Annotated in this window: 21 protein-coding genes and 1 other RNA gene; 4 read left to right on the forward strand and 18 right to left on the reverse strand. The window is 70.0% G+C overall.

The window, feature by feature from the left end:
- The first annotated feature begins 27 nt into the window (after positions 1–27).
- Entirely contained in the window at positions 28–858 is an 831-nt protein-coding gene (metF, locus tag F0P95_RS00330; protein ID WP_182335262.1) for a methylenetetrahydrofolate reductase [NAD(P)H], read from the forward strand.
- A 56-nt stretch (positions 859–914) separates the two neighbouring features.
- Entirely contained in the window at positions 915–1,490 is a 576-nt protein-coding gene (locus tag F0P95_RS00335; RefSeq protein ID WP_182335269.1) for a DUF4124 domain-containing protein, read from the forward strand.
- On the opposite strand, the gene F0P95_RS00340 is transcribed toward F0P95_RS00335, so the two are convergent.
- The 3 genes from F0P95_RS00340 to F0P95_RS00350 form a co-directional block, all read right to left on the reverse strand.
- Positions 1,480–2,433: a Nudix family hydrolase gene (locus F0P95_RS00340; protein WP_182335270.1), complete on the reverse strand. Its 954-nt coding sequence runs from the start codon at positions 2,431–2,433 to the stop codon at positions 1,480–1,482. The two genes, F0P95_RS00335 and F0P95_RS00340, sit on opposite strands and share 11 nt — an antisense overlap.
- 573 nt (positions 2,434–3,006) lie before the next feature.
- Positions 3,007–5,718 (reverse strand): preprotein translocase subunit SecA, encoded by a 2,712-nt coding sequence (secA, locus tag F0P95_RS00345; protein ID WP_054667592.1) that lies wholly within the window; start codon positions 5,716–5,718, stop codon positions 3,007–3,009.
- A 157-nt stretch (positions 5,719–5,875) separates the two neighbouring features.
- Positions 5,876–6,826 (reverse strand): M23 family metallopeptidase, encoded by a 951-nt coding sequence (locus F0P95_RS00350; RefSeq protein WP_182335271.1) that lies wholly within the window; start codon positions 6,824–6,826, stop codon positions 5,876–5,878.
- 12 nt (positions 6,827–6,838) lie between these two features.
- Here F0P95_RS00350 and F0P95_RS00355 point away from each other — a divergent pair, with 12 nt between their 5' ends.
- Positions 6,839–7,276, forward strand: a complete 438-nt coding sequence (locus tag F0P95_RS00355; RefSeq protein ID WP_182335272.1) for a DciA family protein — start codon at positions 6,839–6,841, stop codon at positions 7,274–7,276.
- Between the two features lie 180 nt (positions 7,277–7,456).
- Here F0P95_RS00355 and lpxC read toward each other — a convergent pair whose 3' ends face one another.
- From lpxC to mraZ, 14 genes are all read right to left on the reverse strand, one after another.
- A complete protein-coding gene (gene lpxC, locus F0P95_RS00360) occupies positions 7,457–8,368 on the reverse strand; it encodes a UDP-3-O-acyl-N-acetylglucosamine deacetylase (RefSeq protein WP_182335273.1) in 912 nt (303 codons plus the stop codon).
- A gap of 265 nt (positions 8,369–8,633) precedes the next feature.
- Positions 8,634–9,863 (reverse strand): cell division protein FtsZ, encoded by a 1,230-nt coding sequence (ftsZ, locus tag F0P95_RS00365; RefSeq protein ID WP_104939595.1) that lies wholly within the window; start codon positions 9,861–9,863, stop codon positions 8,634–8,636.
- A gap of 175 nt (positions 9,864–10,038) precedes the next feature.
- Positions 10,039–11,274 (reverse strand): cell division protein FtsA, encoded by a 1,236-nt coding sequence (gene ftsA, locus F0P95_RS00370; protein WP_054667596.1) that lies wholly within the window; start codon positions 11,272–11,274, stop codon positions 10,039–10,041.
- Positions 11,271–11,999 carry a cell division protein FtsQ/DivIB gene (locus F0P95_RS00375; RefSeq protein WP_182335274.1) on the reverse strand — a complete coding sequence of 243 codons (729 nt, stop codon included), beginning with the start codon at positions 11,997–11,999 and terminating at the stop codon, positions 11,271–11,273. The genes ftsA and F0P95_RS00375 overlap by 4 nt, the downstream gene beginning before the upstream one ends.
- A gap of 100 nt (positions 12,000–12,099) precedes the next feature.
- Complete coding sequence (murC, locus tag F0P95_RS00380; protein ID WP_054667598.1) at positions 12,100–13,536, reverse strand: UDP-N-acetylmuramate--L-alanine ligase; 1,437 nt, start codon at positions 13,534–13,536, stop codon at positions 12,100–12,102.
- A 43-nt stretch (positions 13,537–13,579) separates the two neighbouring features.
- A complete protein-coding gene (gene murG / locus F0P95_RS00385; RefSeq protein WP_182335275.1) occupies positions 13,580–14,725 on the reverse strand; it encodes an undecaprenyldiphospho-muramoylpentapeptide beta-N-acetylglucosaminyltransferase in 1,146 nt (381 codons plus the stop codon).
- Positions 14,725–16,032, reverse strand: a complete 1,308-nt coding sequence (gene ftsW, locus F0P95_RS00390) for a putative lipid II flippase FtsW (RefSeq protein WP_182335276.1) — start codon at positions 16,030–16,032, stop codon at positions 14,725–14,727. Before ftsW ends, murG begins: the two co-directional genes overlap by 1 nt.
- A complete protein-coding gene (gene mraY / locus F0P95_RS00395) occupies positions 16,032–17,117 on the reverse strand; it encodes a phospho-N-acetylmuramoyl-pentapeptide-transferase (RefSeq protein WP_054667601.1) in 1,086 nt (361 codons plus the stop codon). Before mraY ends, ftsW begins: the two co-directional genes overlap by 1 nt.
- A complete protein-coding gene (locus tag F0P95_RS00400) occupies positions 17,107–18,489 on the reverse strand; it encodes a UDP-N-acetylmuramoyl-tripeptide--D-alanyl-D-alanine ligase (RefSeq protein WP_182335277.1) in 1,383 nt (460 codons plus the stop codon). Before F0P95_RS00400 ends, mraY begins: the two co-directional genes overlap by 11 nt.
- Positions 18,486–20,054, reverse strand: a complete 1,569-nt coding sequence (locus F0P95_RS00405; protein ID WP_182335278.1) for a UDP-N-acetylmuramoyl-L-alanyl-D-glutamate--2,6-diaminopimelate ligase — start codon at positions 20,052–20,054, stop codon at positions 18,486–18,488. The genes F0P95_RS00400 and F0P95_RS00405 overlap by 4 nt, the downstream gene beginning before the upstream one ends.
- Entirely contained in the window at positions 20,051–21,910 is a 1,860-nt protein-coding gene (locus F0P95_RS00410; protein ID WP_182335279.1) for a peptidoglycan D,D-transpeptidase FtsI family protein, read from the reverse strand. Before F0P95_RS00410 ends, F0P95_RS00405 begins: the two co-directional genes overlap by 4 nt.
- 115 nt (positions 21,911–22,025) lie before the next feature.
- Positions 22,026–22,289, reverse strand: coding sequence for a cell division protein FtsL (ftsL, locus tag F0P95_RS00415; RefSeq protein WP_054667605.1), 264 nt, complete (start codon positions 22,287–22,289; stop codon positions 22,026–22,028).
- The gene (gene rsmH / locus F0P95_RS00420; RefSeq protein ID WP_182336629.1) at positions 22,286–23,272 is read right to left on the reverse strand and encodes a 16S rRNA (cytosine(1402)-N(4))-methyltransferase RsmH; all 987 of its coding nucleotides are present in this window, start codon (positions 23,270–23,272) and stop codon (positions 22,286–22,288) included. Before rsmH ends, ftsL begins: the two co-directional genes overlap by 4 nt.
- 14 nt (positions 23,273–23,286) lie before the next feature.
- On the reverse strand, positions 23,287–23,733 hold the full coding sequence (gene mraZ, locus F0P95_RS00425) for a division/cell wall cluster transcriptional repressor MraZ (protein ID WP_054667607.1): 447 nt from the start codon (positions 23,731–23,733) through the stop codon (positions 23,287–23,289).
- A gap of 331 nt (positions 23,734–24,064) precedes the next feature.
- Here mraZ and F0P95_RS00430 point away from each other — a divergent pair, with 331 nt between their 5' ends.
- Positions 24,065–24,829 carry an NRDE family protein gene (locus F0P95_RS00430; protein WP_182335280.1) on the forward strand — a complete coding sequence of 255 codons (765 nt, stop codon included), beginning with the start codon at positions 24,065–24,067 and terminating at the stop codon, positions 24,827–24,829.
- 519 nt (positions 24,830–25,348) lie between these two features.
- Here the strand turns inward: F0P95_RS00430 and rnpB are convergent.
- An RNA gene (gene rnpB, locus F0P95_RS00435) (RNase P RNA component class A) lies at positions 25,349–25,700 on the reverse strand.
- Positions 25,701–25,829: the final 129 nt, after the last annotated feature.

Genomic DNA, 25,829 nt, shown 5'->3' on the forward strand with positions numbered 1-25,829 from the left:
CCGGCCAGGCCCACTCACCGCCCCGCCATGACCGCGCTCAGCTTCGAGTTCTACCCGCCCAAGACCGATGACCAGCGCGCGCAGCTGGACCGCACCGCGAGCAAGCTCAAGGTGCATGCCCCCGAGTACGTGTCCTGTACCTTCGGCGCCGGTGGCTCGACCCTGAGCTACACCTCCGAGACGGTGCGCCACCTCAACCAGCACCATGGCCTGCAGGCCGCGCCGCACCTGTCCTGCGTGGGCGGTACCCGCGAGGAGATCCGCGAGCTGCTCAAGCTGTACCGCGCCATCGGCGTGCGCCGCATCGTCGCCCTGCGCGGCGACCTGCCTTCGGGCATGGGCTTCCCCGGCGACCTGCGCTACGCCTCGGAGCTGATCGCCTTCATCCGCGCCGAGCACGGCGACGCGTTCCGCATCGAGGTCGGCGCGTATCCGGAAACGCACCCGCAGGCCAGCGACGCGCTGGCCGACCTGCGCCATTTCAAGGCCAAGATCGACGCCGGCGCCGACGCCGCCATCACCCAGTACTTCTACAACGCCGACGCCTACTTCCAGTTCGTCGATGCCGCCGGCAAGCTGGGCGTGGACGTGCCGATCGTCCCCGGGGTGATGCCGATCTCCAACTTCAGCCAGCTGCGGCGCTTCTCCGAGCAGTGCGGCGCGGAGATCCCGCGCTGGATCGCCAAGCGCATGCAGGCCTATGGCGATGATGTCGACTCGGTGCGCGCATTCGGTGCCGACGTGGTGGCGGCGTTGTGCGAGCGGCTGATCGCCGGCGGCGCGCCGTCGCTGCACTTCTACACGCTCAACCTGGCCAGGCCGACCAGCGCGGTGCTGCAGCGGCTCGGCCACGGCTGATCCCCCGCCGGCGCGGGTACACATCCCGTCACGCGGCCGCGGGTTAGGCTTGGCCCATGCGATCGCTGCCGCTCCTGCTGCTCCCTGCCGCCCTGTGGGCGGGTGCCGCGCATGCGCAGCACGTCAACCGCTGCACCGACCCGCAGGGGCGGACGGTATACGGCGACAAGCCCTGCGAGGCGATGGGCGCGCGCGCGCGCCTGCTGCCCGAGGCGCGTCCCGCCGGCGCCAGCGGCCTGTACCGCGACAGCTGCGCGCGCCGGCTCAGCGAGGTGGTGGCGCAGATCCGCGCGGCGGTGGAGGCGCGCGACCCCAACCACCTGTCCGGCATCTATGCCTGGAGCGGGCTGTCCAGCACCGAAGCCACGCGGGTCATGGACCGCCTGGACGCCATCGTGCAGCGTCCGCTGGTCGACATCGCGCCGGTGTTCCCGCGTGACCCGGAGCTGCTGCCTGAAGGCGAAGGCGAGCATGCCGGCGGCGACGCTGCGGCCATGTCCACCGAGATGCCGGCGCGGCGCCCGCGCCCGGTCGCGCTGCGCCTGGAACAGACCCTCGGGCAGGGCGCCACGCCGTCGCGCACGCTGTTGAAACTGCGCCGGCAGTACAACTGCTTCTGGATCAGCCTGTAGCCGGCCGCGGCCACAACGCGCGGATCGCGGCCACGCCCTGCGCACCGTGCCGGCGCGCGGTGCCGATATCCGCCGCGGCCAATCCGCCGATGGCGTAGATCGGCAGCGACACCTGCTCGCGCAGCTGCTCGAACGCGGCCCATCCCAGCGGCGTCGCCCCGGGATGGCTGGCGGTGGCCTGCACCGGGCCGAGCACGGCGAAGTCGCAGCCCAGGCGCTGCGCGGCCTGCAACTGCGCCAGGTCGTGGCAGGAGGCGCCGACCAGGACGCTTTCCGGCAGCGGTCGCTGCTGCAGCTGCTGCAGCTGCTCGCTGCCCAGGTGCACGCCCACCCCCAGCTCCCTGGCCAGCGCGATGTCGCGGTTGAGCAACAGCTCGGCCTGGCGGCCGAGGCGGTCCACCGCGTCACGCGCCAACGCCGCGCGGTCGCCGGCCTGCGGCGTGCGCAGCTGCACCCGGCGGATGCCGGCGTCCACCGCGGCCTGCACGCCCTCCAGCCACGCTTCGCCGCCGGCCGCGGGCTCGGGCGTGACCAGGTAACGATCGGCCTGGCGCAGCGCGGCCACCACCGGCAGGTCCGCCGGCGGCATCGAATACCGGCCCAGCCTGTCCGGCGCCACCCAGGTGATGGCCTGCCCTTCGCGCCCGCGCGCGCTCCCCTTCCAGCGCTGCACCAGGCGCACTTCCAGGCGCAGGCGCTTGTCCGGATAGAGCTGCGGCACTTCCATCAGCCAGTCGCCGACCTCGGCCTCGATGCCAAGCTCTTCGTGCAGCTCGCGCGCCAGCGCCTGCTCGGAGGTCTCGCCCGGCTCGCGCTTGCCGCCGGGGAATTCCCACAGCCCGGCCATGTCGCTGGTGCCATTGCGGCGGTTGAGCAGGATGCGGCCACGCGCGTCGGTGATGACGGCGGCCACGACGTGGATCGAGCGCAACGGAGGAGTCATGCGCCGAGCATGCCGAAAACCCGGGGGACGGCGCAATCGCCTGCATGCGCGCAGTTTCGGCTTGGGCGCCCGTCGGGAAGGCCCGGTGTGGGGCGAGCCCCGCACCGGCGTTCCAGAGGTGCACGGCCGTGTCGATTGACTGCCGGCACCCATCGGGATCGCGCCTGCAGGCGGCTCCCTGGGTCGGCGACGCTATCGCGCGAAGCGCGACCGGCGACGCCGGCCCGAAGAGCGGGCCGCATGCCGGGGCCGGCCGGGGCGCGGGGGTGAGGGTGGCCTGCCTGTGCTGCAGCGCACGGCAGGCCAGGCGGACGCCCGGTGCGCTGCACCGGCCCGGGGAAGCAGAAAAGAGCGGGGGGCATGCTTTGCGGCGCAACGTGGCGCAACCGCCAGCAGCGATAGCGTGTCGCGGCCAATGGCCGGCACTACCGAATCCGTCCGGGGAAAGCCCCCTTGGTAAGGGGGCGCGGCGACAGCCGCGGGGATCGGGAGAAAGGAACGTGGGGCCCCAAGTCCGCACGGCGGACTTGGGGGTGTAGCCCGCAAAGCGGGCTACACCACGGTCAACTCAACTCAGTTGAGTTGACCGTGGCAGTGCTTGTACTTCTTGCCGCTGCCGCAGGGGCACGGATCATTGCGGCCGACCTTGGGCTCGGCGAGCGCGGCCTGCACCTCGGCCGCCTCCTCGTCGGCGCCGTAGCCGCCGTTGTCCTGGTGCTGGAACTGCGACATCTGCAGGCGCGCTTCGGCCTGCTGGCGTTCCAGCGCCTCCATCGCCGCCACTTCCTCCTCGCTGCGGATGCGCACGCGCGAGAGCAGCTGGATCACTTCGCGCTTGACGTTCTCCAGCATCTCCGAGAACAGTTCGAAGGCTTCCTTCTTGTATTCCTGCTTGGGCTGCTTCTGTGCGTAGCCGCGCAGGTAGATGCCCTGGCGCAGGTAATCCATGCGCGCAAGGTGTTCCTTCCAGCTCTGGTCGAGCACGGTCAGCATCACGTGCTTCTCCAGCGCGCGCATGGTCTCGGCGCCGACCGCCGCTTCCTTCTGCTCGAAGTGCCGCTCGATGTGGTCGGCAACGGCCTGGGCGATGCCCTCGGCATCCAGTTCCTCGTGCTGCTTGAACAGCCCCACCAGGTCCATCTGCACGCCCAGGTCGGACTCCAGCGTGGCCTGCAGGCCCGGCAGGTCCCACTGCTCGTCCACCGAGTTCGGCGGCACGAAGCGGGCCACCAGGTCGTAGATCACGTCGCCGCGGATGCCATCGATGTTGTCCTTGACCGACTCGGCGTCGAGCAGCTCGTCGCGCTGCGCGTAGATCACCTTGCGCTGGTCGTTGTTGACGTCGTCGAAGTCCAGCAGGTTCTTGCGGATGTCGAAGTTGTGCGCCTCGACCTTGCGCTGCGCCTTCTCGATCTGGCGGCTGACCAGGCGGTCCTCGATGACGTCGTCTTCCTTCATGCCCATCAGGCGCATCGCCTTCTGCACCCAGTCGGAGGCGAAGATGCGCATCAGGTTGTCTTCGAGCGACAGGTAGAAGCGCGAGGAACCCGGGTCGCCCTGGCGGCCGGAACGGCCGCGCAGCTGGTTGTCGATGCGGCGCGATTCGTGGCGTTCGGTGCCGACGATGTGCAGGCCGCCGGCGGCCTTGACCGCGTCGTGGCGCTCCTGCCAGGCCGCCTTGACCGCGGCCTTCTGCTCGGCGCTGGCCTCCTCGCCCAGTTCCTGCAGCTCGGTCTCCAGCGAACCGCCGAGCACGATGTCGGTACCGCGGCCGGCCATGTTGGTGGCGATGGTCACCGAGCCCGGGCGGCCGGCATTGGCGACGATGGTCGCTTCGCGGTCGTGCTGCTTGGCGTTGAGCACCTCGTGCTTCACGCCGGCCTTGCGCAGGTGCTCGGACAGCATCTCCGAGGTTTCGATCGAGGTGGTGCCGACCAGCACCGGCTGGCCGCGCTTGGCACATTCCTCGATGTCGGCCAGCACCGCGTTGAACTTGCCCTTGCGGTTGAGGAACACCTGGTCCGGGTGGTCCTTGCGGATGGTGGGCTTGTTGGTCGGGATCACCACCACTTCCAGGCCGTAGATGCTCTGGAACTCGTAGGCTTCCGTGTCGGCCGTACCGGTCATGCCGGACAGCTTCTTGTACATGCGGAACAGGTTCTGGAAGGTGATGCTGGCCAGCGTCTGGTTCTCGCGCTGCACCGGCACCCCTTCCTTGGCTTCCACCGCCTGGTGCAGGCCGTCGGACCAGCGGCGGCCGGCCAGGGTACGGCCGGTGAATTCGTCGACGATCACCACTTCGCCGTCGCGCACGATGTAGTCCACGTCGCGCTGGTAGATCGCGTGCGCGCGCAGCGCGGCGTTGAGGTGGTGGACCACCGTCAGGTTCTGCGCGGCGTACAGGCCGCCGTCGTTGTCGGCGTCGATGATGCCAGCCTGCCGCAGCAGGTCCTCGGCGTGCTCCATGCCCGCTTCGGACAGGTGCACCTGCTTGCCCTTCTCGTCGACCCAGAAATCGCCTTCGCCTTCCTCGGTCTCCTGCTTGACCAGCTGCGGCACCACGCGGTTGACGCGGATGTACAGCTCCGGCGAGTCGTCGGCCGGGCCGGAGATGATCAGCGGGGTGCGGGCCTCGTCGATCAGGATCGAGTCGACTTCGTCGACGATGGCGTAGTGCAGGCCGCGCTGGTAGCGGTCGGCGCGGGTCAGCGCCATGTTGTCGCGCAGGTAGTCGAAGCCGAACTCGTTGTTGGTGCCGTAGGTGATGTCGGCGGCATAGGCTTCGCGCTTGTCGCCATGCGGCATGCCCGGATAGACCACGCCCACGCTCAGCCCCAGCCAGTTGTAGAGCCGGCCCATCTGCGCGGCGTCGCGCCGCGCCAGGTAGTCGTTGACGGTGACCACGTGCACGCCCTTGCCTTCCAGGGCATTGAGGTACACCGGCAGGGTGGCGACCAGGGTCTTGCCTTCACCGGTGCGCATTTCGGCGATCTTGCCCAGGTGCAGCACCATGCCGCCGATCAGCTGCACGTCGTAGTGGCGCATGCCCAGCACGCGCAGCGAGGCCTCGCGGCAGACCGCGAACGCTTCCGGCAGCACCTTGTCCAGCGCCTCGCCGGCGGCGATGCGCTCGCGGAACTCGGGGGTCTTGGCCTTCAGCTGGTCGTCGGAAAGCTTCTGGATTTCCGGCTCCAAGGCATTGATCTTGGCGACGATACGGTTGAGCTGGCGGAGCTGGCGCTCGTTGCGGCTGCCAAAAACGCGGGTAAGCAGGCTGTTGATCATTGAAGGAACCGGTTTGAATGGAATGCCGTGCGCGGACCCCACCCCAAGCGGGACCAGCCGGGCACAAACGAAACAGGGCGCAATGCGCCCTGTCGATGGCAACGCCTATTGTAGCTTGGGGCGGGCGCCTGGCGATTCAAGCGCCCGCAGGCGCCCGTCAGCCACGCTGGACGCGGCCCACCGGGGTGGTGCCGCCGTCGCCCAGGAACTTGCGCGGGTTGACCACGCGCCCGTCCTGCCAGACCTCGAAATGCACGTGCGCGCCGGTGGAGCGCCCGGTGGAACCGGCCTTGGCCACTTCCTGGCCGACCCGGACCAGGTCGCCCTCGCGCACGCTCAGGCGCGAGTTGTGCGCGTACAGGGTCTTGTAGCCATTGCCGTGGTCGACCTCGACCACGTTGCCGTAGCCGCCCTTGACCCCGGAGAAGCTGACCACGCCTTCGGCCACCGCCGTCACCGGGTCGCCGACGCGGGCGTGGAAGTCCATGCCCTTGTGGGTAGCGGCACCGCGGCCGAACGGATCGGCGCGGGTACCGAAGCCGGAGGTCACGTAGCTGTTGCGGATCGGCATGCGCGAGGGCACGGCGTTCTGCTCCAGCTGGTGGTCGAACAGCAGCGATTCGAGCACCGACAACTGCCTGCCTGAAGCAGCGAAGCGCTGCTCCAGCACCTGTAAGTCGCTGTTGACCGCGCTCAGCGGGATGTCCTGCGCCGGGCCGGCATCGCCGTCACCCAGGCCGGGCGTTTCGTTGAAATCGAACTCGCCGTCCTCGAGCTTGCCCATCTGGGTCAGGCGTTCGCCGAGGGCGTTCAGGCGGGTGGCCTGGGCCTGCAGCTCGCCCAGCCGCGCCGCCAGCGCGTTGACCTGGGTCTGCGCATCGGCCTGCACCTTGGCAAGTTCGCGCTCCTGGCGTTCGACCTGCGCGCGCAGCGCCGCGTCGCCGGTCGCGCCGACGCCGAGGGTGAGCCCCACGCCGACCAGGCAACCCAGGCCCATCACGCTGCCCAGCAGGGCCTTTGGCCTATCCTCGAAAAACACCTGCAGGCGCGCCAACGGCGTTTTTGCCTGCTGCCCCCGAGTTTTGATTACGATCTTTTTGAATGCCATCGAAGAATTCTTATGTCTGAGCCGAAATCCAGCGTTCGTTCCCGCAGCGCGCCCAAACAGGCGCTGGAAGCGGTCATGGCGGACAAGGCCGGGAACCCGCTGCGACGAGCCCTGTGGCTCGATGCGCTGGACCGGCAGTTGCGCCCCCATCTGCCGCCTGCGCTGGCCAACCGTTGCCGGCTGGCCAATGTGGACGGCGAACACCTCGTTTTTCTCGTCGAATCGCCGGTCTGGCATGCCAAGGTCAGGCTTGCCGAAAACCAGCTGCTCGACGCGGCCCGATCCATCGGGCTGAAGGCCACCCGGGTGACCGTCAAGACTGCAACCGCGCCTGCACCCTCCCCGGTGCGCAACGACCAGCGCAGCACTCACGCAGTAACGGCCGCCACGCACAAAGGCCTGCGCGGCGCCCTGGCTTGTCTGGCGGATGTGAAGGGCACCCGTTCCTGAATGCGGGTGGGGTTGCTCCACCGCATCCGGGCATCCCGAAGGACCCCAGCACCAAGCCGGCAGGAATCCTAGCCGCGACTTGCAGTGGAGGAGTTAGTCTTTTGTTAATTAATCGTTAAATTCAGGCTGAAATGGCGCCTGGATTCACATTTTGTCTACGCCTATCGGTAGACCACCCATTCAGGCGTAGGCCGTCGCCCCGTAGACGATCGGGTCGGCGGCAGCCGGCGAATCGAAGCTCGCCCACTCCCAGGCACTGGCGTCGGCCAGCAGGGCGCGGACCAGCTTGTTGTTGAGCGCGTGGCCGGATTTGTAGCCCTCGTAGGCGCCCAGCACCGGGCCGCCGGCCAGGTACAGGTCGCCGACCGCATCGAGGATCTTGTGCCGCACGAACTCGTCGGCGTAGCGCAGGCCGTCGTCGTTGAGCACGCGGAACTCGTCCAGCACGATGGCGTTGTCCATCGAACCGCCCAGCCCCAGGTTGCGCTCGCGCATGTACTCCAGGTCGCGCATGAAGCCGAAGGTGCGCGCGCGGGAGATTTCCTTGATGTAGGCGGCGGTGGAGAAGTCGATCTCCACCCGCGACTGGCGGGCCGGGATCATCGGGTGGTCGAACTGGATGGTGAAGCCCAGCCGGTAGCCCTCGTGCGGTTCGAAACGGGCGATCTTGTCGCCGTCGCGCACTTCCACGGTCTTGAGGATGCGCAGGAAACGCTTGGGCGCCGGCTGCTCGACGATGCCCGCCGACTGCAGCAGGAACACGAACGGACCCGAGGAACCGTCCATGATCGGCAGTTCGGCCGAGGACAGCTCGACGATGGCGTTGTCCACGCCCAGCCCGGCCATGGCCGACATCAGGTGCTCGACGGTCTGGATCTTGGCGCCTTCGCAGGTCAGGCCGGTGCACAGGGTCACCTCGGTGACCAGGTCGGCGCGCGCCGGCACTTCCACCACCGGGTCCAGGTCGACGCGGCGGAACACGATGCCGTGGTCGACCGGCGCCGGGCGCAGGGTCATGTAGACCTTGTCGCCGCTGTGCAGGCCGACGCCGGTGGCGCGGATCGTGTTCTTGAGGGTGCGCTGCTGGATCATCGGGGTACGTTCTGGAGGGACCGCCCGGAGCGCGGCCATAACCAAACAAGAATAACACGCATCAACATCCGTCCCTGGCGTGCGGCCACCCCGCCTCCTCCGGGGAGGCGAAGCTGCCGCCGGGCCGATCCTGGCCCGGCAGCAACGGACATGGATGCTGCCACCGGGGAGGACAACCCCGGCGTCTACGACAACTCACCACCTGCCGGCCATGCCGCCCGCCGAGGGCGCCCCGTCGGGACGCCCGGCGATGGCGACCGGCCGGTCAGTCGGCCTGGCGGCGGAGGAACGCCGGGATGTCCAGGTAGTCGCTCGGCAGCTCCGCCGCGGCCGGTGCGGCCGCCGGGGCCGAGGCGGCCACGGTGTCCGAACTCGGGCGACGCAGGCCCATGCCCAGCGAGCTGCCCACCGCCTTGGCCACGGCGTCGGCCGGGCTTTCGTAGTCGCCGCCGAACTCGGCCTGGCCGGTGGTGGCATTGCGCACCAGCTTGATCGGCGCACGCTCGCCCGGGCGCTGCGCGCTCTTGGCCACGGCGCGGTTCAGGCCGGTGGCGACCACGGTCACCCGCACCTCGTCCTGCATGTCCGGGTCGAGCACGGTGCCGACCACCACGGTCGCGTCTTCCGAGGCGAAGCCGTCGATGGTGCGGCCGATCTCGTCGAACTCGCTCATGGTGAAGTCCGGGCCGGCGGTGATGTTGACCAGGATGCCGTTGGCGCCGGCCAGGTTCACGTCGTCCAGCAGCGGGTTCTGGATGGCGGCCTCGGCGGCGGCCTGGGCGCGGTCGTCGCCGCGGGCGGTGCCGGTGCCCATCATGGCCAGGCCCATCTCCGACATCACGGTGCGCACGTCGGCGAAGTCGACGTTGATCAGGCCCGGGCGCACGATCAGGTCGGCGATGCCCTGCACCGCGCCCTGCAGCACGTCGTTGGCGGCGCGGAAGGCCTGCACCATGGTGGCGTTGCGGCCGAGCACGGTGATCAGCTTCTCGTTGGGGATGGTGATCAGCGAGTCGACGTGCTGGCTCAGTTCCTCGATGCCCTTGAGCGCGACCTGCATGCGGCGGCGGCCCTCGAACGGGAACGGCTTGGTGACCACGGCCACGGTCAGGATGCCCATTTCCTTGGCCAGCTGCGCCACCACCGGCGCCGCGCCGGTACCGGTGCCGCCGCCCATGCCGGCGGTGATGAACACCATGTCCGCACCCTGCAGGGCGTCCATGATCCGCTCGCGGTCTTCCAGCGCGGCCTGGCGGCCGACTTCCGGGTTGGCGCCGGCGCCCAGGCCCTTGGTGACATTGGTGCCGAGCTGCAGCTGCAGCTTGGCGCCGCAGTTCTTGATCGCCTGCGAATCGGTGTTGGCGGTGATGAACTCGACGCCGTCCACGCTGGAGTTGACCATGTGCGCCACGGCGTTGCCGCCGCCGCCGCCCACGCCCACCACCTTGATCACCGCATTGGGTGCCATCTTCTCGATCAGTTCGAAATGTGCCATGTCCATGTCCTCGTTATAACCGCTTCCGTTGGCGTGGCCCCGCAGGCGTCCTGCCCTTGGTCACCGCGCCGCCATTGCGGCAGTTGTCGTTGGAATCCCTCGTGGCCTGCGCCACTACGGGGTACCGCCCTGCTTCAATCACCGGCCAGCGGCCGGCGTTACCGCCCGCTCCGCGTCAGAACTCTCCGCGGAACCAGTTCTTCAATTTGTTGAACAGCGTGCCGGCGCGCCCGGTGGGCAGCGACGGACGCCGCGGGTGTTCGATCTGGCTGCCCATCAGCAGCAGGCCGACGCCGGTGGCGTGCACCGGGTTGCCGACCACCTCGCCCAGCCCGGTGACGTGCTGCGGGATGCCCACGCGCACCGGCATCTGCAGCATTTCCTCGGCCAGCTCGACCACGCCTTCCATCTTCGAGGCGCCGCCGGTGAGCACCATGCCGGCGCGCACCATTTCCTCGAAGCCCGAGCGCCGCAGTTCGGCCTGCACCATCTCGAAGATCTCCTCGTAGCGGCCCTGCACCGCCTGCGCCAGCGAGGCGCGCGGCATGCGCCGCGGCGGGCGGTCGCCGACCGACGGCACCTGGATGCTCTCCTCGGCGGTGGCCAGCTGCGCCAGCGCGCAGGCGTAGCGCACCTTGATCTGCTCGGCCTCGGGGGTCGGCGTGCGCAGCATGTGCGCGATGTCGTTGGTGACGTGGTCGCCGGCGATCGGCAGCGAGGCGGTGTGGCAGATCGCGCCCTGCACGAACACCGCGATGTCGGTGGTGCCGGCGCCGATGTCCACCATCACCACGCCGAGCTCGCGCTCGTCGGCGGTCAGCACCGCCACCGACGACGCCAGCGAGGACAGCACCAGGTCGTCCACCTGCAGGCCGCAGCGCTGCACGCACTTGCTGATGTTGGCCGCGGCCGACTGCGCGCACACCACCAGGTGCGCGTGCACCTCCAGGCGCACGCCGGTCATACCGACCGGGTTGCGGATACCTTCCTGCGAATCGTCCAGCACGTACTCGCGCGGGATCGCGTGCAGGATCTTCTGGTCGGCCGGGATCGCCACCGCCTTGGCCGCCTCCAGCACCCGGTCCAGGTCGCCCCAGGTCACCTCGCCCTCGCGGATCGGGGTGATGCCCTGCGAGTTGCGGCACTGCACGTGGTTGCCGGAGATCGAGGCGTAGACCGAGCGGATCTCGCAGCCGGCCATCAGCTCGGCTTCCTCGATGGCGCGCTGGATCGACTGCACCGTCGACTCGATGTCGACCACCACGCCGCGCTTGAGCCCGCGCGATTCGTGCGAGCCGATGCCGATCACCTCGATCGGGCTGCCCGGCGAGTACTCGCCCACCAGCGCCACCACCTTGGAGGTGCCGATGTCGAGGCCGACGATCAGTGATTTGTCACCCTTGCGATTCATGTCCTGTCCTGCGTCTGCTTTGCTGCCGGCGGCGGAGTTCCCCAGCTCAGCGTGAAACCGTTGGTGTAGCGGAGATCGGCGCGCACGATCGGCACCTGGGTGCGCGTGAGCTGCGGCAGCACGCGCACGAAGCGGCCCAGCCGCGAACGCGCGTCGTCGCGGCCGACGATGACTTCGGTGCCGTTGTCCAGCGCCAGCGACCAGCTGCCGCGCGCGTCCATCGCCACACGCCGCACGTCCATGCCCACCGGCGCGAACAGCGCGCGCGAATCGTTGTAGAGCTCGACCACCTCGGCGGTCTTGCTGTCCGGGCCGTCGAGCTCGGGCAACGGCGCGTCCTCCAGCCCGTGCGGGGTGGCGAACAGGCGCCCCTGCTCGGACAGCAGCCGGTCCTTGCCCCAGCGCGCGAACGGCTTGTGCTCGACCACGCTCACTTCCAGCACGTCCGGCCACTGCTTGCGCACCTGCGCGCTTTCCACCCAGGGCAACCGCTCCACCGCGTGCTGCGCGTCCTGCAGCTTCACCGCGAAGTAGCCGGCGCGCGCATACGGCAGCAGCGCCCTGCGCAGGTCTTCGCCTGGCACGCGCTTGAACTCGCCGTGCACCCGCAGCCGGGTCAGCGGCCAGCGCTCGGCGCCGACCCAGCCGTTGAGCACCGCGACCACCGGCAGCGCCACCAGGGCGATGGCCAGCAGCCAGGCGAGGATGCGCAGCAGCGCGCTCATGCCCGGCCTCCACGCGTCCGGGCGGTTCCGCACGGCCGCACCGCGCCCTGGCCGCGTGCGGCCCTGGACTTGGTGCATGCCGACGGAAGCAGCCAGGCGATCATTCGTCCCGCGCCTCCTGGAAGCCGCCGCTGGCGATCTGCTGGGCGACGTGGCCGATATCGCCGGCGCCCATCATCAGCAGCAGGTCGCCGTCGCGCAGCACGTCCGGCAGCACCGACACCAGGTCGTGGGCATGGCCGACCACCACCGGTTCGCTGCGGCCGCGGGCACGGATGGCGCGGGCCAGCGACTTCGAATCGGCGCCGGGGATCGGTGCCTCGCCGGCCGGGTACACCTCGCTCAGCACCAGCGCGTCGACTTCCGACAGCACCGCGGCGAACGCGTCGAACTGGTCGCGGGTACGGCTGTAGCGATGCGGCTGGAACGCCACCACCAGGCGCTGCTCGGGCCAGCCGCCGCGGGCCGCGGCGAACACCGCGGCCAGCTCGCGCGGATGGTGGCCGTAGTCGTCGATCAGCCGCACCCGGGCGCCCTTGGCGGTGGTGACCACGCCCAGGTCGTTGAAGCGGCGGCCCACGCCTTCGAACTTCTCCAGCGCCGCGGCGATGGTGTCCGGGGCCACGCCCAGCTGCCAGCCGATGGCGGCGGCGGCCAGCGCATTGAGCACGTTGTGGCGGCCGGGCAGCGCCAGCGTCACCGGCACGCTGCTGCCTTCGGGCAGGCGCAGGGTGAAGCGCATGCGCGCGCCGTCCTGCTCCACGTCCTCGGCGCGCACGTCGGCGTTGCCGCTCATGCCGTAGGTCATGACGTGGCGCGGGGTCTGCGTCGCCAGCGCGGCCACTTCCGGATCGTCGATGCACAGCACCGCCAGCCCGTAGAACGGCAGCCGCTGCAGGAACTCGGCGAACGCCGCCTGCACGCGGGCGAAGTCGTTGCCGTAGTTCTCCAGGTGGTCGGCGTCGATATTGGTGATCACCGCCACCAGCGGGTTCAGGCGCAGGAAGCTGCCGTCGCTCTCGTCGGCTTCGGCCACCAACCACTGCCCACCGCCGAGCTTGGCGTTGGCACCGGCGGCCAGCAGCTGCCCGCCGATCACGAAGGTCGGGTCCAGGCCGCCTTCGCTCAGTACCGCGGCGGTCAGCGAGGTGGTGGTGGTCTTGCCGTGGGTGCCGGCCACGGCGATGCCGCGGCGGAAGCGCATCAGCTCGGCCAGCATCGCCGCGCGCGGCATGATCGGGATGCGCTGGCTGCGCGCCTCCATCAGTTCCGGGTTGTCTTCGCGGATGGCGCTGGACACCACCACGCAGTCGGTGCCGAGCACGTTGGCGGCCGAGTGCCCGCGCATCACCCGCGCGCCCAGCCGCGCCAGGCGGCGGGTGGCGGCATTGTCGGCGTTGTCCGAGCCGGAGACTTCATAACCCAGGGTCAGCATCACCTCGGCGATGCCGCTCATGCCGGTGCCGCCGATGCCGACGAAATGCACCCGCGGGAACGCCCGGACCAGGTCGGTGGTGTCGTGGAGGCGGCGGATCATGCGCGGCCTCCGGCAAGGCGGGCGCGGGTGCGCGGTGCCGTGTTCATGCTGCTTCCTCGAGGATGATGTCGGCGATGCGTTCGGCCGCATCGGCCTTGGCCAGCGCACGCGCGGCCTGGGCCATCTGCATGCGTCGGGCGGGAGTGGCGGCGAGCGCGCGCAGCACGCCCTCCAGGTTGGTGGCCAGCGCGTCGTCCTGCTTCAGCAGTTCGGCGGCGCCGCGCTCGACCAGGTATTCGGCGTTGCGGGTCTGGTGGTCGTCGACCGCCGCGGCAAACGGCACCAGCACGCTGCCGACGCCCACCGCGCACAGTTCGGCCAGGGTGGAAGCGCCCGAACGGCACACCACCAGGTCGGCCCAGGCATAGGCCGCGGCCATGTCCTGGATGAAGGCATCGACGCGGCCGTCGACGCCGGCATCGCGGTAAGACCGCCGCGCTTCGTCGAGCAGCTTCTCGCCGCACTGGTGCCAGACCTCGATGGCGACGCTGCCGGCCAGCGCGGCCAGCGCCCGGGGCACTGCGTTGTTGAGCGCGCGCGCGCCCTGGCTGCCGCCCAGCACCAGCACCCGCATCGGGCCGCTGCGGCCGGCCAGGCGCTGCTCCGGTGCCGGCAGCGCGGCGATCTCCGCGCGCACGGGATTGCCGACGACCTCTTCGCCGGTGGCGAAGCTGCCGGGGAAGCCGGTCAACAGGCGCCGCGCGAAGCGCGACAGGATGCGGTTGGTCATGCCCGGCGCGCGGTTCTGTTCGTGCACCAGCAACGGCAAGCCGTGCAGGCGCGCGGCCATGCCGCCAGGGCCGGAGGCGAAACCGCCGAACGCCACCACCGCGCGCGGGTTGCGCTCGCGCAGGATGAAGCCGGCGGCGCGGATCGCGCGCAGCACCCGCAGCGGCGCCGCCAGCAGCGCCAGCTTGCCCTTGCCGCGCAGGCCGGAGATCGCCAGGGTGTCGATCGCGATGCCGTGCTGCGGCACCAGCCGGGTCTCCATCGCGCCCTCGGCGCCGAGCCAGGTCACCGGGATGCCGCGCTCGCGCAGCACCCGGGCCACGGCCAGCCCCGGGAAGATGTGCCCGCCGGTGCCACCAGCCATGATCAGCACCGGGCGCGCGTCATGCGACGGCCCCGGGCCGCCCTGCTGGCGAGTCCCGGCATGCGGCTGCGCCGGCTGCTGCGAGGGATGCGTCATCACGCGATCCTCCCGAAGGTCGGTTCGACACGCTGCTGCATGCGGCTGGTGCCGCGCATGGCGCCGGCCTGCATGGCCGCGGCGATCGCGCTGGCGGTGGCCGGCTCGGCCGGCTGCGCGCCGGCCTCTGCCGGCGCATCGGCCACGTCGGCGTCATCGCGCACTTCCTGGCGGCGCACCGCGCGGTTGTATTCCCACGACACGCGCAGCAGCACGCCGACCGCCACGCAGGTCATCATCACGCTGGAGCCGCCGGAGGAAATCAGCGGCAGGGTCAGGCCCTTGGTCGGCAGCATGCCCAGGTTCACGCCGATCGACACGAAGGTCTGCAGGCCGATCCACAGGCCCACGCCGAAGGCGATGTAGCCGGAGAAGTGGCGGCGCATCTCGATGCAGCGCATGCCCAGCCAGAACGCGCGGCCGACCAGCAGCGCGTACAGCGCGACGATGGTGCACACGCCGGCGAACCCCAGCTCCTCGGCGATCACCGAGAAGATGAAGTCGGTATGTGATTCGGGCAGGTAGTTGAGCTTCTGGATGGACGCGCCCAGGCCCACGCCGGTCCATTCGCCGCGGCCGATCGCCATCAGCGCGTTGGACAGCTGGTAGCCCGAGCCCAGTTGGTCTTCCCACGGGTCCATGAACGAGGTCACGCGGCGCATGCGGTACGGCTCGAAGATCACCAGCAGCACCAGCGCCGGCAGCATCAGCAGCAGCGGCAGCATGATCCGCTTGAGCTGCGCGCCGCCCAGCACCAGCATGCAGGTGGTGATGCCCAGCAGCAGCATCGACGAACCGAAGTCCGGCTGCAGCAGCAGCAGCACCACCAGCACCCCGACCACGCCAACCGGCTTGAGCATCGCCTGCCAGGTGGCGTTGACCTCGTCGCGGAAGCGCACCAGGTAGCTGGACAGCCAGACGATGTACAGCACCTTCACCGCCTCGACCGTCTGGAACTTGGACACGCCCAGGTTGATCCAGCGGCGGGCGCCGTTGACGGTGCTGCCCAGGCCGGGCACGAACACCACCACCAGCAATGCGAAGCAGCCCAGCAGCAGCAGGTGGTTGTACTTCTCGACCTCGCGCAGCTCCACCCGCATCGCCACCGCCGCCAGCGCCACGCCGATGCCGATGAACACCAGGTGCCGGCTCAGGTAGTAGAACGGGCTCTGGGTGAGCGCGATGGAGCTGGAGGCGACCATCACGATGCCCAGCGACGCCAGCGCCACGGCCGCGCCCAGCAGCCACTTGTCGTAGTGGCCGCCGATCGCTTCGAGCCGGGTTGCCTGGCGCGCGGTATCGTCCATCAGCGCACCTTCAGCGTCGCCAGGCCGATCAGCACCAGCACCACCGAGATGATCCAGAAGCGCACGATCACCCGCGGCTCGGGCCAGCCCTTGAGTTCGAAGTGGTGGTGGATCGGCGCCATGCGGAACACGCGCTTGCCGGTCAGCTTGAAGCTGGCCACCTGGATCATCACCGACAGCGTCTCGATCACGAACACGCCGCCCATCACCACCAGCACCAGTTCCTGGCGCACGATCACCGCGATGGTGCCCAGCACCGCGCCCAGCGCCAGCGCGCCGACGTCGCCCATGAACACCATCGCCGGGTAGGTGTTGAACCACAGGAAGCCGAGGCCGGCGCCGGCGATCGCCGCGCAGATGATGACCAGCTCGCCTGCCCCGGGGATCTGCGGGATCTGCAGGTAGCTGGAGAACACCGCGTTGCCCGAGGCGTAGGCGAACACGCCCAGCGCGCAGGCGACCAGCACGGTCGGCATGATCGCCAGCCCGTCCAGGCCGTCGGTCAGGTTGACCGCGTTGGAGAAGCCGACGATCCAGAAGTAGGCGATGGCGACGAAGCTGATCCCGGCCAGCGGCAGCGCGATCGCCTTGAACATGGGGATGTACAGGGTCAGCGCCGCCGGCACGTCGGCGGTATGGAACAGGAACAGGCCGGCGCCGAGACCGAAGATCGACTGCAGCAGGTACTTCCAGCGCGACTTCAGCCCGTTGGGGTCGCGCCGGGCGATCTTGATCCAGTCGTCGTACCAGCCGATGGCGCCGAAGCACAGCATCACCGCCATCACCAGCCACACGTAGCGGTTGCGCAGGTCCCCCCACAGCAGCACCGCCATCAGCACCGACAGCAGGATCAGGCCGCCGCCCATGGTCGGGGTGCCGGCCTTGGAGAAGTGCGACTGCGGGCCGTCCTTGCGGATCGGCTGACCGCCCTTGAGCTGCGCCAGGCGGCGGATCGCCGCCGGCCCCAGCCACAGCGACAGCCCCAGCGCGGTCAACGCGGCGAGGATGCCGCGGAACGTGAGGTAGTTGAACAACCGGAACAGGTCGTCCAGCTGCTGCAGCCAGCGGGCCAGTTCAAGCAACATGCGGTGTGTCCTCGCCGCGCTTGAGCAGCGCGGTCACGATCTTGTCCATGGCGCTGCCGCGCGAGCCCTTGACCAGGCAACGCACGCCAGCATGAAGGTCGGCTTCCAGCGCGGCGGCCAGCGCGGCGTGGCTGTCGAAATGGCGCCCGCCATCGCCGAACGCGGCGGCGGCGGCGGCGCTCAGCGGCCCCAGCGCGTACAGCCGCTTGAGCCCGGCCTCGCGCGCACGCGTGCCGGCCTGCGCATGCAGCGCCTGCGCGTCCGGGCCGAGTTCGCGCATGTCGCCCAGCACCAGCCAGCCTTCTTCGCTGGCCGCGGCGAGCGCGGCGATCGCCGCGGCCAGCGACCCCGGGTTGGCGTTGTAGCTGTCGTCGACCAGCACCGCGCCGCCGGGCAGCGCATGGGCGACCTGGCGGCCCGCCACCGGACGCGCCTGCTGCAGGCCTTCGGCGACCCGCGGCAGGGCGATGCCCGCGGCCAGCGCCAGCGATGCGGCGGCCAGCGCGTTGAGCACGTTGTGCCGGCCTGGCAGCTGCAGCGCCACGTCGGCCGCGCCCTGCGGCGCGTGCAGGCGGAAGCGCGAACCGGCCGCGGCCAGCACGATGGCGCTGGCGGTGACGTCGGCGCTGGCTTCCAGGCCGAAGCGGAGCACGCGGTGGGCACCGGCGCGCTCGGCGAAGAACGGGGCGAACGCGTCGTCGGCGTTGACCACCGCCACTCCGCCCTCGCGCAGGTCGTCGTAGACCGCCGCCTTGGTGTTGGCGATCTCCAGCAGGCTGCCCATCCGCTCCAGGTGCGCGGGCGCGACGTTGTTCACCAGCGCCACGTCCGGCGCGGCGATGGCGGTCAGGTAGGCGATGTCGCCCGGCTTGCCGGTGCCCATCTCGTAGATCGCGAAGTCGGCGTCTTCCGGCGCGTCGATCACCGCCAGCGGCATGCCGATCTCGTTATTGCGGTTGCCCGGGGTGGCGTAGACCTGGCGGCCCTCGACCATCGCCACGTGCTGCAGGATGGCCAGCAGCAGGGTCTTGACGCTGGTCTTGCCATTGCTGCCGGTGATGGCGAACACGCGCGTGGCGCGGTCGCGCTGCATCGCGGTGGCGATCCTGGCCAGCGCGCGCTCGGCGTTGGCGACCACCACCTGCGGCACGTCCAGCGGCAGCAGGCGCTCGACCAGCAGCGCACTGGCGCCGTTCTCCACGGCACTGGCGGCGAAGTCGTGGCCGTCGAAGCGCTCGCCGCGCAGGGCCAGGTACAGGCTGCCCGGCGCCAGCGTGCGGCTGTCGTTGCCGATGGCATCGATGCTCGCGTCCTCGCCATGCAGCTCGCCGCCGGCCCAGTGCGCGATCAGCGACAACGGGGTGCGCTTCATCGGGCGCCTCCCGCGGCCGCGTCGCCGCTGGAACCCTGTGCGGCGCGTGCGCTTTGGCGGCTGGCCAGCGCGCGCGAGGCGACGTCGGTGTCGTCGAAAGGATGCTTGATGCCTGCGATCTCCTGATAGGGCTCGTGCCCCTTGCCGGCGACCAGCACGATGTCGCCGGGGCCGGCCTGGGCGATGGCCGCGCCGATGGCGCGCGCACGGTCGCGCTGTACGTGAATTTCGGTGGGCCTGTGCGCCGCAGCGCTGCCCGCGGCGGCGCTGCGGGTGCTTTCGCCCGTGGCGAAGCCGGCCATGATGTCGGCGACGATGACGTCGCCGTCCTCGCCGCGCGGGTTGTCGTCGGTGACGAACACCACGTCGGCATGCGCCTGGGCGATGGCCGCCATCTGCGGACGCTTGCCGGTGTCGCGCTCGCCACCGCAGCCGAACACGCACAGCAGGCGGCCGTCGAGGTGGCCGTGCAGGCTGCGCAGCGCCTGCTCCAGCGCGTCGGGGGTGTGCGCGTAATCGATGACCACGGTCGGCTCGCCGTGCCCGCCGAGGCGGTTCATGCGACCGCGGATCGGCTGCAGCCGGCCCAGCACGTCGGCGATGGTCGCCGCCGGGTGGCCCAGCGCATGCAGCGTGCCGGCCACGGCCAGCAGGTTGTCGACGTTGAAGCGGCCCAGCAGCGGCGAGCGCAGCGGGTGGCGCTCGCCGCCGATGACCAGGTCGAAGCCGATGCCCTGCCCATCCAGCACCAGCGCCTCGGCGCGCACGCTGGCGCCCGCCTGCCCGGTCGAGCTCAGGCCGATGCCACGGACCCCGGCGGCCAGGGTGCCTGCCAGTTCGCGGCCGAACCCGTCGTCGAGGTTGATCACCGCCGCCTTCAGGCCGTCACGGTGGAACAGCCGCGCCTTGGCCGCGCCGTAGCTGGCCATGTCGCCGTGGTAGTCAAGATGGTCGCGGGTGAGATTGGTGAACACCGCCACGTCGTAGTGCACGGCATCGACGCGGCCCTGGTCCAGCGCATGCGAGCTGACCTCCATCGCCACCGCCTGCGCACCCTGGTCGCGCAGCCGCGCCAGCACTTCGTGCATCTGCAGCACCAGCGGCGTGGTGAAGCCGGTCGGCACCACGTCGCCGTACAGGCCGACGCCGAGCGTGCCGATGCTGCCGCTGCGGGTACCCAGCAGGTGCCAGGCCTGCGACAGCAGCTGCACGGTCGAGGTCTTGCCGTTGGTGCCGGTCACGCCGACCATGGTCATCGCGCGCGAAGGGTGGCCATGGAACTGGTCGGCCATCGCGCCCATGCGCTGGCGCAGGCCGGGCACGGCGATGGCGTCGGCCGGTGCCGGCAGCTGCGCCGGTGCCGGCGGATCGAACAGGATGGCGCTGGCACCGGCCGCGCGGGCCTGCTCGACGAAACCCAGCCCATGCGCGCCGAAGCCGGCGATGGCGACGAAGGCGTCGCCGGGGCGCACCTGGCGCGAGTCCAGCACCAGCCCGCCGATCTGCGGGTCGGACGCCAGCGCCAGGTCGGGCAACAGCTGCGACAGCGGCATCGTGCGGCTCACTGGCGCACCTCCGGCGTGGCCGGCTGCGGCGCGGTGGCGGTGGGGATGGCCGCGTTGAATTCGGCATCGATATTGGGCTCGGCCGGGTCCTGCGGCACCGGCAGCACCGCCGGGTTGTGGACCGGGTTGCCGCCGACCTTGCCGGCCGCCTGCGCTGCCAGCCACGACTGGATGTCGTCCGGCGGCACGTCCATCAGCCGCAGCGTGCCCTCCATCACGTGGTGGAACACCGGCGCGGACACCAGGCCGCCGTACTGCAGCCTGCCGCGCGGGTCGTTGACCACGATCACCGCGGCAAAGCGCGGGTTGGTGGCCGGCACCACGCCGGCGAACAGCAGGTTGTAGTGGCCGCGTTCGTAGCCGTTGGGGCCGTTCTTGCGCGCGGTGCCGGTCTTGCCGGCGACGTGGTAGCCCAGGATCGCCGCCTGCTTGGCACCGCCCTGGGTCACCACCGTCTCCATCATCCGCACCACTTCCTGCGCGACCGCCGGCTCGATCACCTGGCGCGCTTCGTTGTGCTGGCCCTTGACGAAGGTCGGCTGGATCACGCGCCCGCCGTTGGCCAGCGCCGAGTAGGCCTGCGCGATCTGCAGCGGCGTCACCGACAGGCCGTAGCCGTAGGACATGGTGGTCTTGGTGGTGCCGTACCAGCCCGGGCTGCCCGGCGACGGCACCACGCCGGCCGACTCGCCCGGGAAGCCGCTGTGCGGCGCCACGCCGTAACCGAAGGCGCGCACCGCGTTGTAGAAGGTCTGGTCCGGCAGCCGCGCCACGATCTTGGCCGCGCCGATGTTGGAGCTGCGGGTGATCACCCCGGTGACGTTGAGCACGCCGTTGTTGCGCGGCACGTCGCGGATCGTATAGCGACCCAGCGACAGGTAGCCGGGGTTGGTGTCGATGATGGTGTCCGGGGTGACCACGCGGTTCTGCAGCGCGGTGGCGATGGTCAGCGGCTTCATCGTCGAACCCGGCTCGACCAGGTCGGTCACGGCGCGGTTGCGGCGCGCGTCCGGCGTCGCCCCGCTGACCGAATTCGGGTTGTAGGTCGGCAGGTTGGCCATGGCCATGATCTCGCCGGTGGCCACGTCCATGATCACGATGGAGCCGCCGGCCGCTTCGTTGGCGGTGACCGCGTTGCGCAGCTCGCGCATGGCCAGGAACTGGATGCGGCGGTCGATGCTGAGGGTCAGGTCCTTGCCCGGCTCGGCCGCGCGCACCAGGTCGATGCTCTCCACGATCGCGCCCTTGCGGTCGCGGATCACCTTCTTGGCGCCGGGCTTGCCACGCAGCCATTCGTCGAACGCCAGCTCCAGGCCTTCCTGGCCGTGGTCGTCGATGTTGGTGAAGCCCAGCACGTGGGCCATCGCCTCGCCCTGCGGGTAATAGCGGCGGAACTCGCGCTGCGCGAACACGCCGGGAATCTTCAGCGCGACGATCTGCTCGGCCACGTCCGGGTTCATCCGGCGCCGCAGGTACATGAACTCCTTGTCGGCCTTCTGCGTGAGCTTGGCGGTCAGCTCGTCCACCGGCAGCGACAGCGCCTGCGCCAGCTCGGGGATGCGTCCGGGCGCGCGCAGCAGCTCCTGCGGGTTGACCCAGATCGAGGCCACCGGGGTGGATACCGCCACCGGCTCGCCATTGCGGTCGGTGATCATGCCGCGCGAGGTGGCAATGGGCACTTCGCGCAGGTAACGCGCTTCGCCCTGGCGCTGGTAGAAATCGCTGTTGACCAGCTGCACGTAGGCGGCGCGGCCGACCAGGGTCACCGCGCACAGGCCCAGCCCGGCGCCGACCATCAGCATGCGGTTGCGCAGGTTGAACTGGCTGCGGTTGCGGTTGCGGCGGGGCGCGTTCATGGCGCACCTCTGACCGCCATGGACGGCGGGAATGCCGGTTTTGCAGGAGCACAAACCGACCCTGCGCCGCCCTGCGGGCGGCTTCGCCGTGCAAAACGACTGTCCTGCCGCTTGGTCATGGCCGCACCACCACGATGTCGCCGGCTTCCGGGAACTTCATGCCCAGGCGCCCACGCGCCTCCTGGTCCACGCGGGTGGCCTGGGCCAGGGTGGCCTGCTCCAGCTGCAGGCGGCCGAATTCGATGTTGAGTTCGTCGCGTGCGTGCTCCAGCCGCGACAGCTCCACGAACAACTGGCGATGGCGGTGGCGCATGAACACCACGCCGATCGCCGAGGCGATCGTGCAGGCCAGCAGCACCACCAGCAGCAGGCGGCTCATGCGGCGCCTCCCCCGGTGGCCGGCGCGCGCTTTTCCGCCACCCGCAGCACCGCGCTGCGCGAACGCGGGTTGGCCGCCAGCTCGTCGTCCTCGGCCTTGATGGCGCCACCGACCAGGTCCAGCGTCGGCACGAAGGCCTGCACTTCCGGCAGCCGGCGGTTGCTCGGCGGCGCCTTGGCATGGCGGTTCATGAACTGCTTGACGATGCGGTCTTCCAGCGAATGGAAGCTGATCACCGCCAGCCGGCCACCGGGCTTGAGCCGCGCCATCGCCGCGTCCAGCCCGGCCTCGAGGTCGGCCAGTTCGCGGTTGATGTGGATGCGGATGGCCTGGAAGCTGCGCGTGGCCGGGTGGATCTTGTCCTTGCCGCGCGGCATCACCGAGGCGATCAGCTCGGCCAGTTCGGCGGTACGCGAAAACGGCTGCCTGGCGGTGCGGTACTGGATGATCGCGCGGGCGATGCGGCGGCTCTGCCGCTCCTCGCCGTAGGTCCACAGCACGTCGGCGATCTCGCGCTCCTCGGCGCGGTTGAGCCACTGCGCCGCGCTCTCGCCCGAATCCGGGTCCATGCGCATGTCCAGCGGGCCGTCCTTGCCGAAGCTGAAACCGCGCTCGGCCACGTCCAGCTGCGGCGAGGACACGCCCAGATCGAACAGCACGCCGTCCAGCCCGGAGGCGGTCTCGCTCCAGTCCAGCAGGTCGGCGAAGCTGCCGCGATGGATCGCCACGCGCGGGTCCGGCGCGAAATCGCGCTCGGCCACGGCAATGGCCTCCGGATCCTTGTCCATCACCAGCAGGCGGCCATGGGGACCGAGCTGGCGCAGCACGCCGCCGGCGTGGCCGCCACGGCCGAACGTGCCGTCCAGATAGGTACCGTCCTCGATCACCCTCAGGCCCTGCAGGACCTGGGTGTACAGCACCGGCAGGTGAGCCGCCGGCGGCTGCGACACCGGAGGGTGACCGGCCTGCGCTTGACCGCGCACCCGGGCACCCCGGCTCACAACTTCAGATCGAGCAGCCCATCGCCCAGATCCTCGTCAGACAACGTCTGCTGGATCAGTGCGCGATGCGCTTGCTCGCTCCATAGTTCGAACTTGTCGCCCATGCCCATCAGCACCGCCTTCTTCTCGATGCCGACCGCGTTGCGGTGGCTGGACGGCAGGCTGATGCGGCCATTGCCATCCAGTTCCAGATGGGCGGCCGAGCCGACAAGTTTCTGCTGCAGGGTGCGCACCACGCGCTGGGTGTTGGGCTTGGCCATCACGTCGTCGCGCACCCGCTCCCACTCCTGCTCGGCGTACAGCCACAGGCACCCGGCTTCGAACGGGTTGTAGGTCAGCACCAGGCGGTTGCCGCTCGCACGCGCGACCAGGTCGCGGTAGGCGGTTGGCACCGCCATGCGTCCCTTGTCGTCAACCGTGATGGCCGTCTCGCCTTGAAACACGCCGTCTCTACCCTTCAGTGCCTGATGTCGCCTGGGCGGTCATTGAACCACGGAAAACCACAAAAAACCCGGTTTTCCCTCGCATGACCACCTTAGCAGCGGCCAAAGGCTTGTCAACAACTTTTCGTGGGCAAAATCGTCATTCGCATCAAGGGCTTGCACCAATCTTTAGAGACTTGTTCAAACTTTATCCACAAGTTGCTGTTTCGTCTCAAATTTTGAGATTTCAAGGAAATTCAGGCGTGTGGAGGGCATGTGAAAACGCCGATCCGGTCGGGCCGCTGTTCAGCTGGACATGGCCGCTGCCCGCGCAGGAAGGCACACTGGCCGCATGTGCCTGGTCGCTCTCGCCTGGAAGTCCCACCCCCGCTGGCGCCTGTTCATGGCGGGCAACCGCGACGAGTTCCACGCCCGTCCGACCGCCGCGCTGGACCGCTGGCCGCCGCCGCACGGCGACGTGGTCGCCGGCCGCGACCTGCGCTCGGGCGGCACCTGGATGGGCATCGGCGGCAGCGGCCGCGCCGCGGTGATCACCAACGTGCGCGACCCGCGCGCGGCCAGCGGCGGACCGTCGCGCGGCGCCCTGGTAGCCGATTACCTGGCCGGCGCCGGCACCTCCGCAGCCGGGCAGATCGGGCAACTGGCGGCCTCGGCCGGCGACTACGCCCCGTTCAACCTGCTGCTGGCCGACGCCGACGGCTGCCACTACCTGGGGAACCACCCACCGGCGCGGCAGGCCCTGGCGCCCGGCGTGCACGGCATGTCCAACGGCGCGCTCGACGCGCCGTGGCCGAAGACGCGGCGCCTGATGGCGGCACTGGAAGACTGGCTGGCACGGAACGACCCGCCACTGGACCCGCTGTGGGCGGCGCTGGCCGACGAATGGCGCCCGGACGACGCCGAGCTGCCGGCGACCGGCATCGCCCTGCCACTGGAACGCCAGCTGTCGGCCGCCTTCATCCGCGGCCGGGACTACGGCACCCGCGCCAGCACCGTGATCGCCATCGACCACGACGGCCATGGCTTCATCGCCGAACGCCGCTTCGGCCCGGAAGGCGTGTTCCTCGGCCACAGCCGGCTGGATATCGGGCCCTGACCACACCGCAGCGCACCTGTCGACCCACGCACCAGACGGGATGCGAAGCGGGCAGGCCATGCCGCCGGAGCCGCGCCCTCCAGCAGAGGAGGCGCACCAACAGGCATGGGCTGCGGATTGCAAAAGACCTGGAGCCCGCTGTTTCAGTACTTCAGCCGCAGCAGGAATCAGATGGCTCTCCCGCCCACCAAACGCGATGCGAAGCGAGCAAGCCATGCCGCCGGAGCCACAACGCCCTCCAGCAAAGGAGGCGCACCAACAGGCGCAGGGCGGATTGCAAAAGACCTGGGGCCCGCTGTTCCAATCCCGCAGCCGCAGCAAGAATCAGAGGACTCTCCCGCCCACCAAACACGATGCGAAGCGAGCAAGCCATGCCTCCGGAGCCACAGCCCCCTTTAGTAAAGGGGGCGCGCCGACAGGCGCGGGGTTGTGGAGGGCAAAGGGCCCGGGGCCCATTGTTCTGTACCGCTTCCGCGGTACGGAACAATGGGGCTTTTCCCGCCCGCCAGGCGGGAAAAGCGGCGGAGCCGGCCTGTAAGCCGGGTTCTGTCGTGGACAGTCATTCTTCTAGGCGCCACGTCACCGTGACGCTCGAGCAACCTACCCGGACCCGACGCGGGCCACGCCATTAGGTCCCTATTTGGTCTTGCTCCAGGTGGGGTTTGCCGTGCCGGTCCGTTGCCGGACTCGCGGTGCGCTCTTACCGCACCATTTCACCCTTACCGGCCTCCCGAAAGAGACGTAGGCGGTATCTTTCTGTTGCACTTTCCGTCGGCTCGCGCCGCCCAGGCGTTACCTGGCACCTTGCCCTGTGGAGCCCGGACTTTCCTCGGCGTTCCCGAAGGAACGACGCGACTGCCCGGCCGACTCCGCCGCGCATAGTGTACGTGCTGGCGCCGGCGCTGCGGGCATTGCCGCGAAAGTCCGCCGGAAAGACTTCAGGTTCCGGCGTGCGCCTCGCCTGTCGCCCGTCGCCCGTCGCCCGTCGCCGCGGCCGTCG

Origin of the sequence: Stenotrophomonas acidaminiphila (assembly GCF_014109845.1) — a bacterium.
In the GTDB taxonomy this organism is placed as follows: domain Bacteria; phylum Pseudomonadota; class Gammaproteobacteria; order Xanthomonadales; family Xanthomonadaceae; genus Stenotrophomonas; species Stenotrophomonas acidaminiphila.

Bases quoted from the DNA above. Each gene is read 5' to 3' on its own strand.
- F0P95_RS00400 (WP_182335277.1), bottom strand. From the start codon at position 18,489: ATGAAGCGCACCCCGTTGTCGCTGATCGCGCACTGGGCCGGCGGCGAG.
- ftsL (WP_054667605.1), bottom strand. From the start codon at position 22,289: ATGAGCCGCCTGCTGCTGGTGGTGCTGCTGGCCTGCACGATCGCCTCG.
- F0P95_RS00340 (WP_182335270.1), bottom strand. From the start codon at position 2,433: ATGACTCCTCCGTTGCGCTCGATCCACGTCGTGGCCGCCGTCATCACC.
- ftsW (WP_182335276.1), bottom strand. From the start codon at position 16,032: ATGGACGATACCGCGCGCCAGGCAACCCGGCTCGAAGCGATCGGCGGC.
- F0P95_RS00430 (WP_182335280.1), top strand. From the start codon at position 24,065: ATGTGCCTGGTCGCTCTCGCCTGGAAGTCCCACCCCCGCTGGCGCCTG.
- murG (WP_182335275.1), bottom strand. From the start codon at position 14,725: ATGACGCATCCCTCGCAGCAGCCGGCGCAGCCGCATGCCGGGACTCGC.
- F0P95_RS00410 (WP_182335279.1), bottom strand. From the start codon at position 21,910: ATGAACGCGCCCCGCCGCAACCGCAACCGCAGCCAGTTCAACCTGCGC.
- F0P95_RS00355 (WP_182335272.1), top strand. From the start codon at position 6,839: ATGTCTGAGCCGAAATCCAGCGTTCGTTCCCGCAGCGCGCCCAAACAG.
- F0P95_RS00335 (WP_182335269.1), top strand. From the start codon at position 915: ATGCGATCGCTGCCGCTCCTGCTGCTCCCTGCCGCCCTGTGGGCGGGT.
- murC (WP_054667598.1), bottom strand. From the start codon at position 13,536: ATGATCCGCCGCCTCCACGACACCACCGACCTGGTCCGGGCGTTCCCG.
- mraY (WP_054667601.1), bottom strand. From the start codon at position 17,117: ATGTTGCTTGAACTGGCCCGCTGGCTGCAGCAGCTGGACGACCTGTTC.
- F0P95_RS00350 (WP_182335271.1), bottom strand. From the start codon at position 6,826: ATGGCATTCAAAAAGATCGTAATCAAAACTCGGGGGCAGCAGGCAAAA.
- F0P95_RS00375 (WP_182335274.1), bottom strand. From the start codon at position 11,999: ATGAGCGCGCTGCTGCGCATCCTCGCCTGGCTGCTGGCCATCGCCCTG.
- secA (WP_054667592.1), bottom strand. From the start codon at position 5,718: ATGATCAACAGCCTGCTTACCCGCGTTTTTGGCAGCCGCAACGAGCGC.
- metF (WP_182335262.1), top strand. From the start codon at position 28: ATGACCGCGCTCAGCTTCGAGTTCTACCCGCCCAAGACCGATGACCAG.
- lpxC (WP_182335273.1), bottom strand. From the start codon at position 8,368: ATGATCCAGCAGCGCACCCTCAAGAACACGATCCGCGCCACCGGCGTC.
- ftsA (WP_054667596.1), bottom strand. From the start codon at position 11,274: ATGAATCGCAAGGGTGACAAATCACTGATCGTCGGCCTCGACATCGGC.
- ftsZ (WP_104939595.1), bottom strand. From the start codon at position 9,863: ATGGCACATTTCGAACTGATCGAGAAGATGGCACCCAATGCGGTGATC.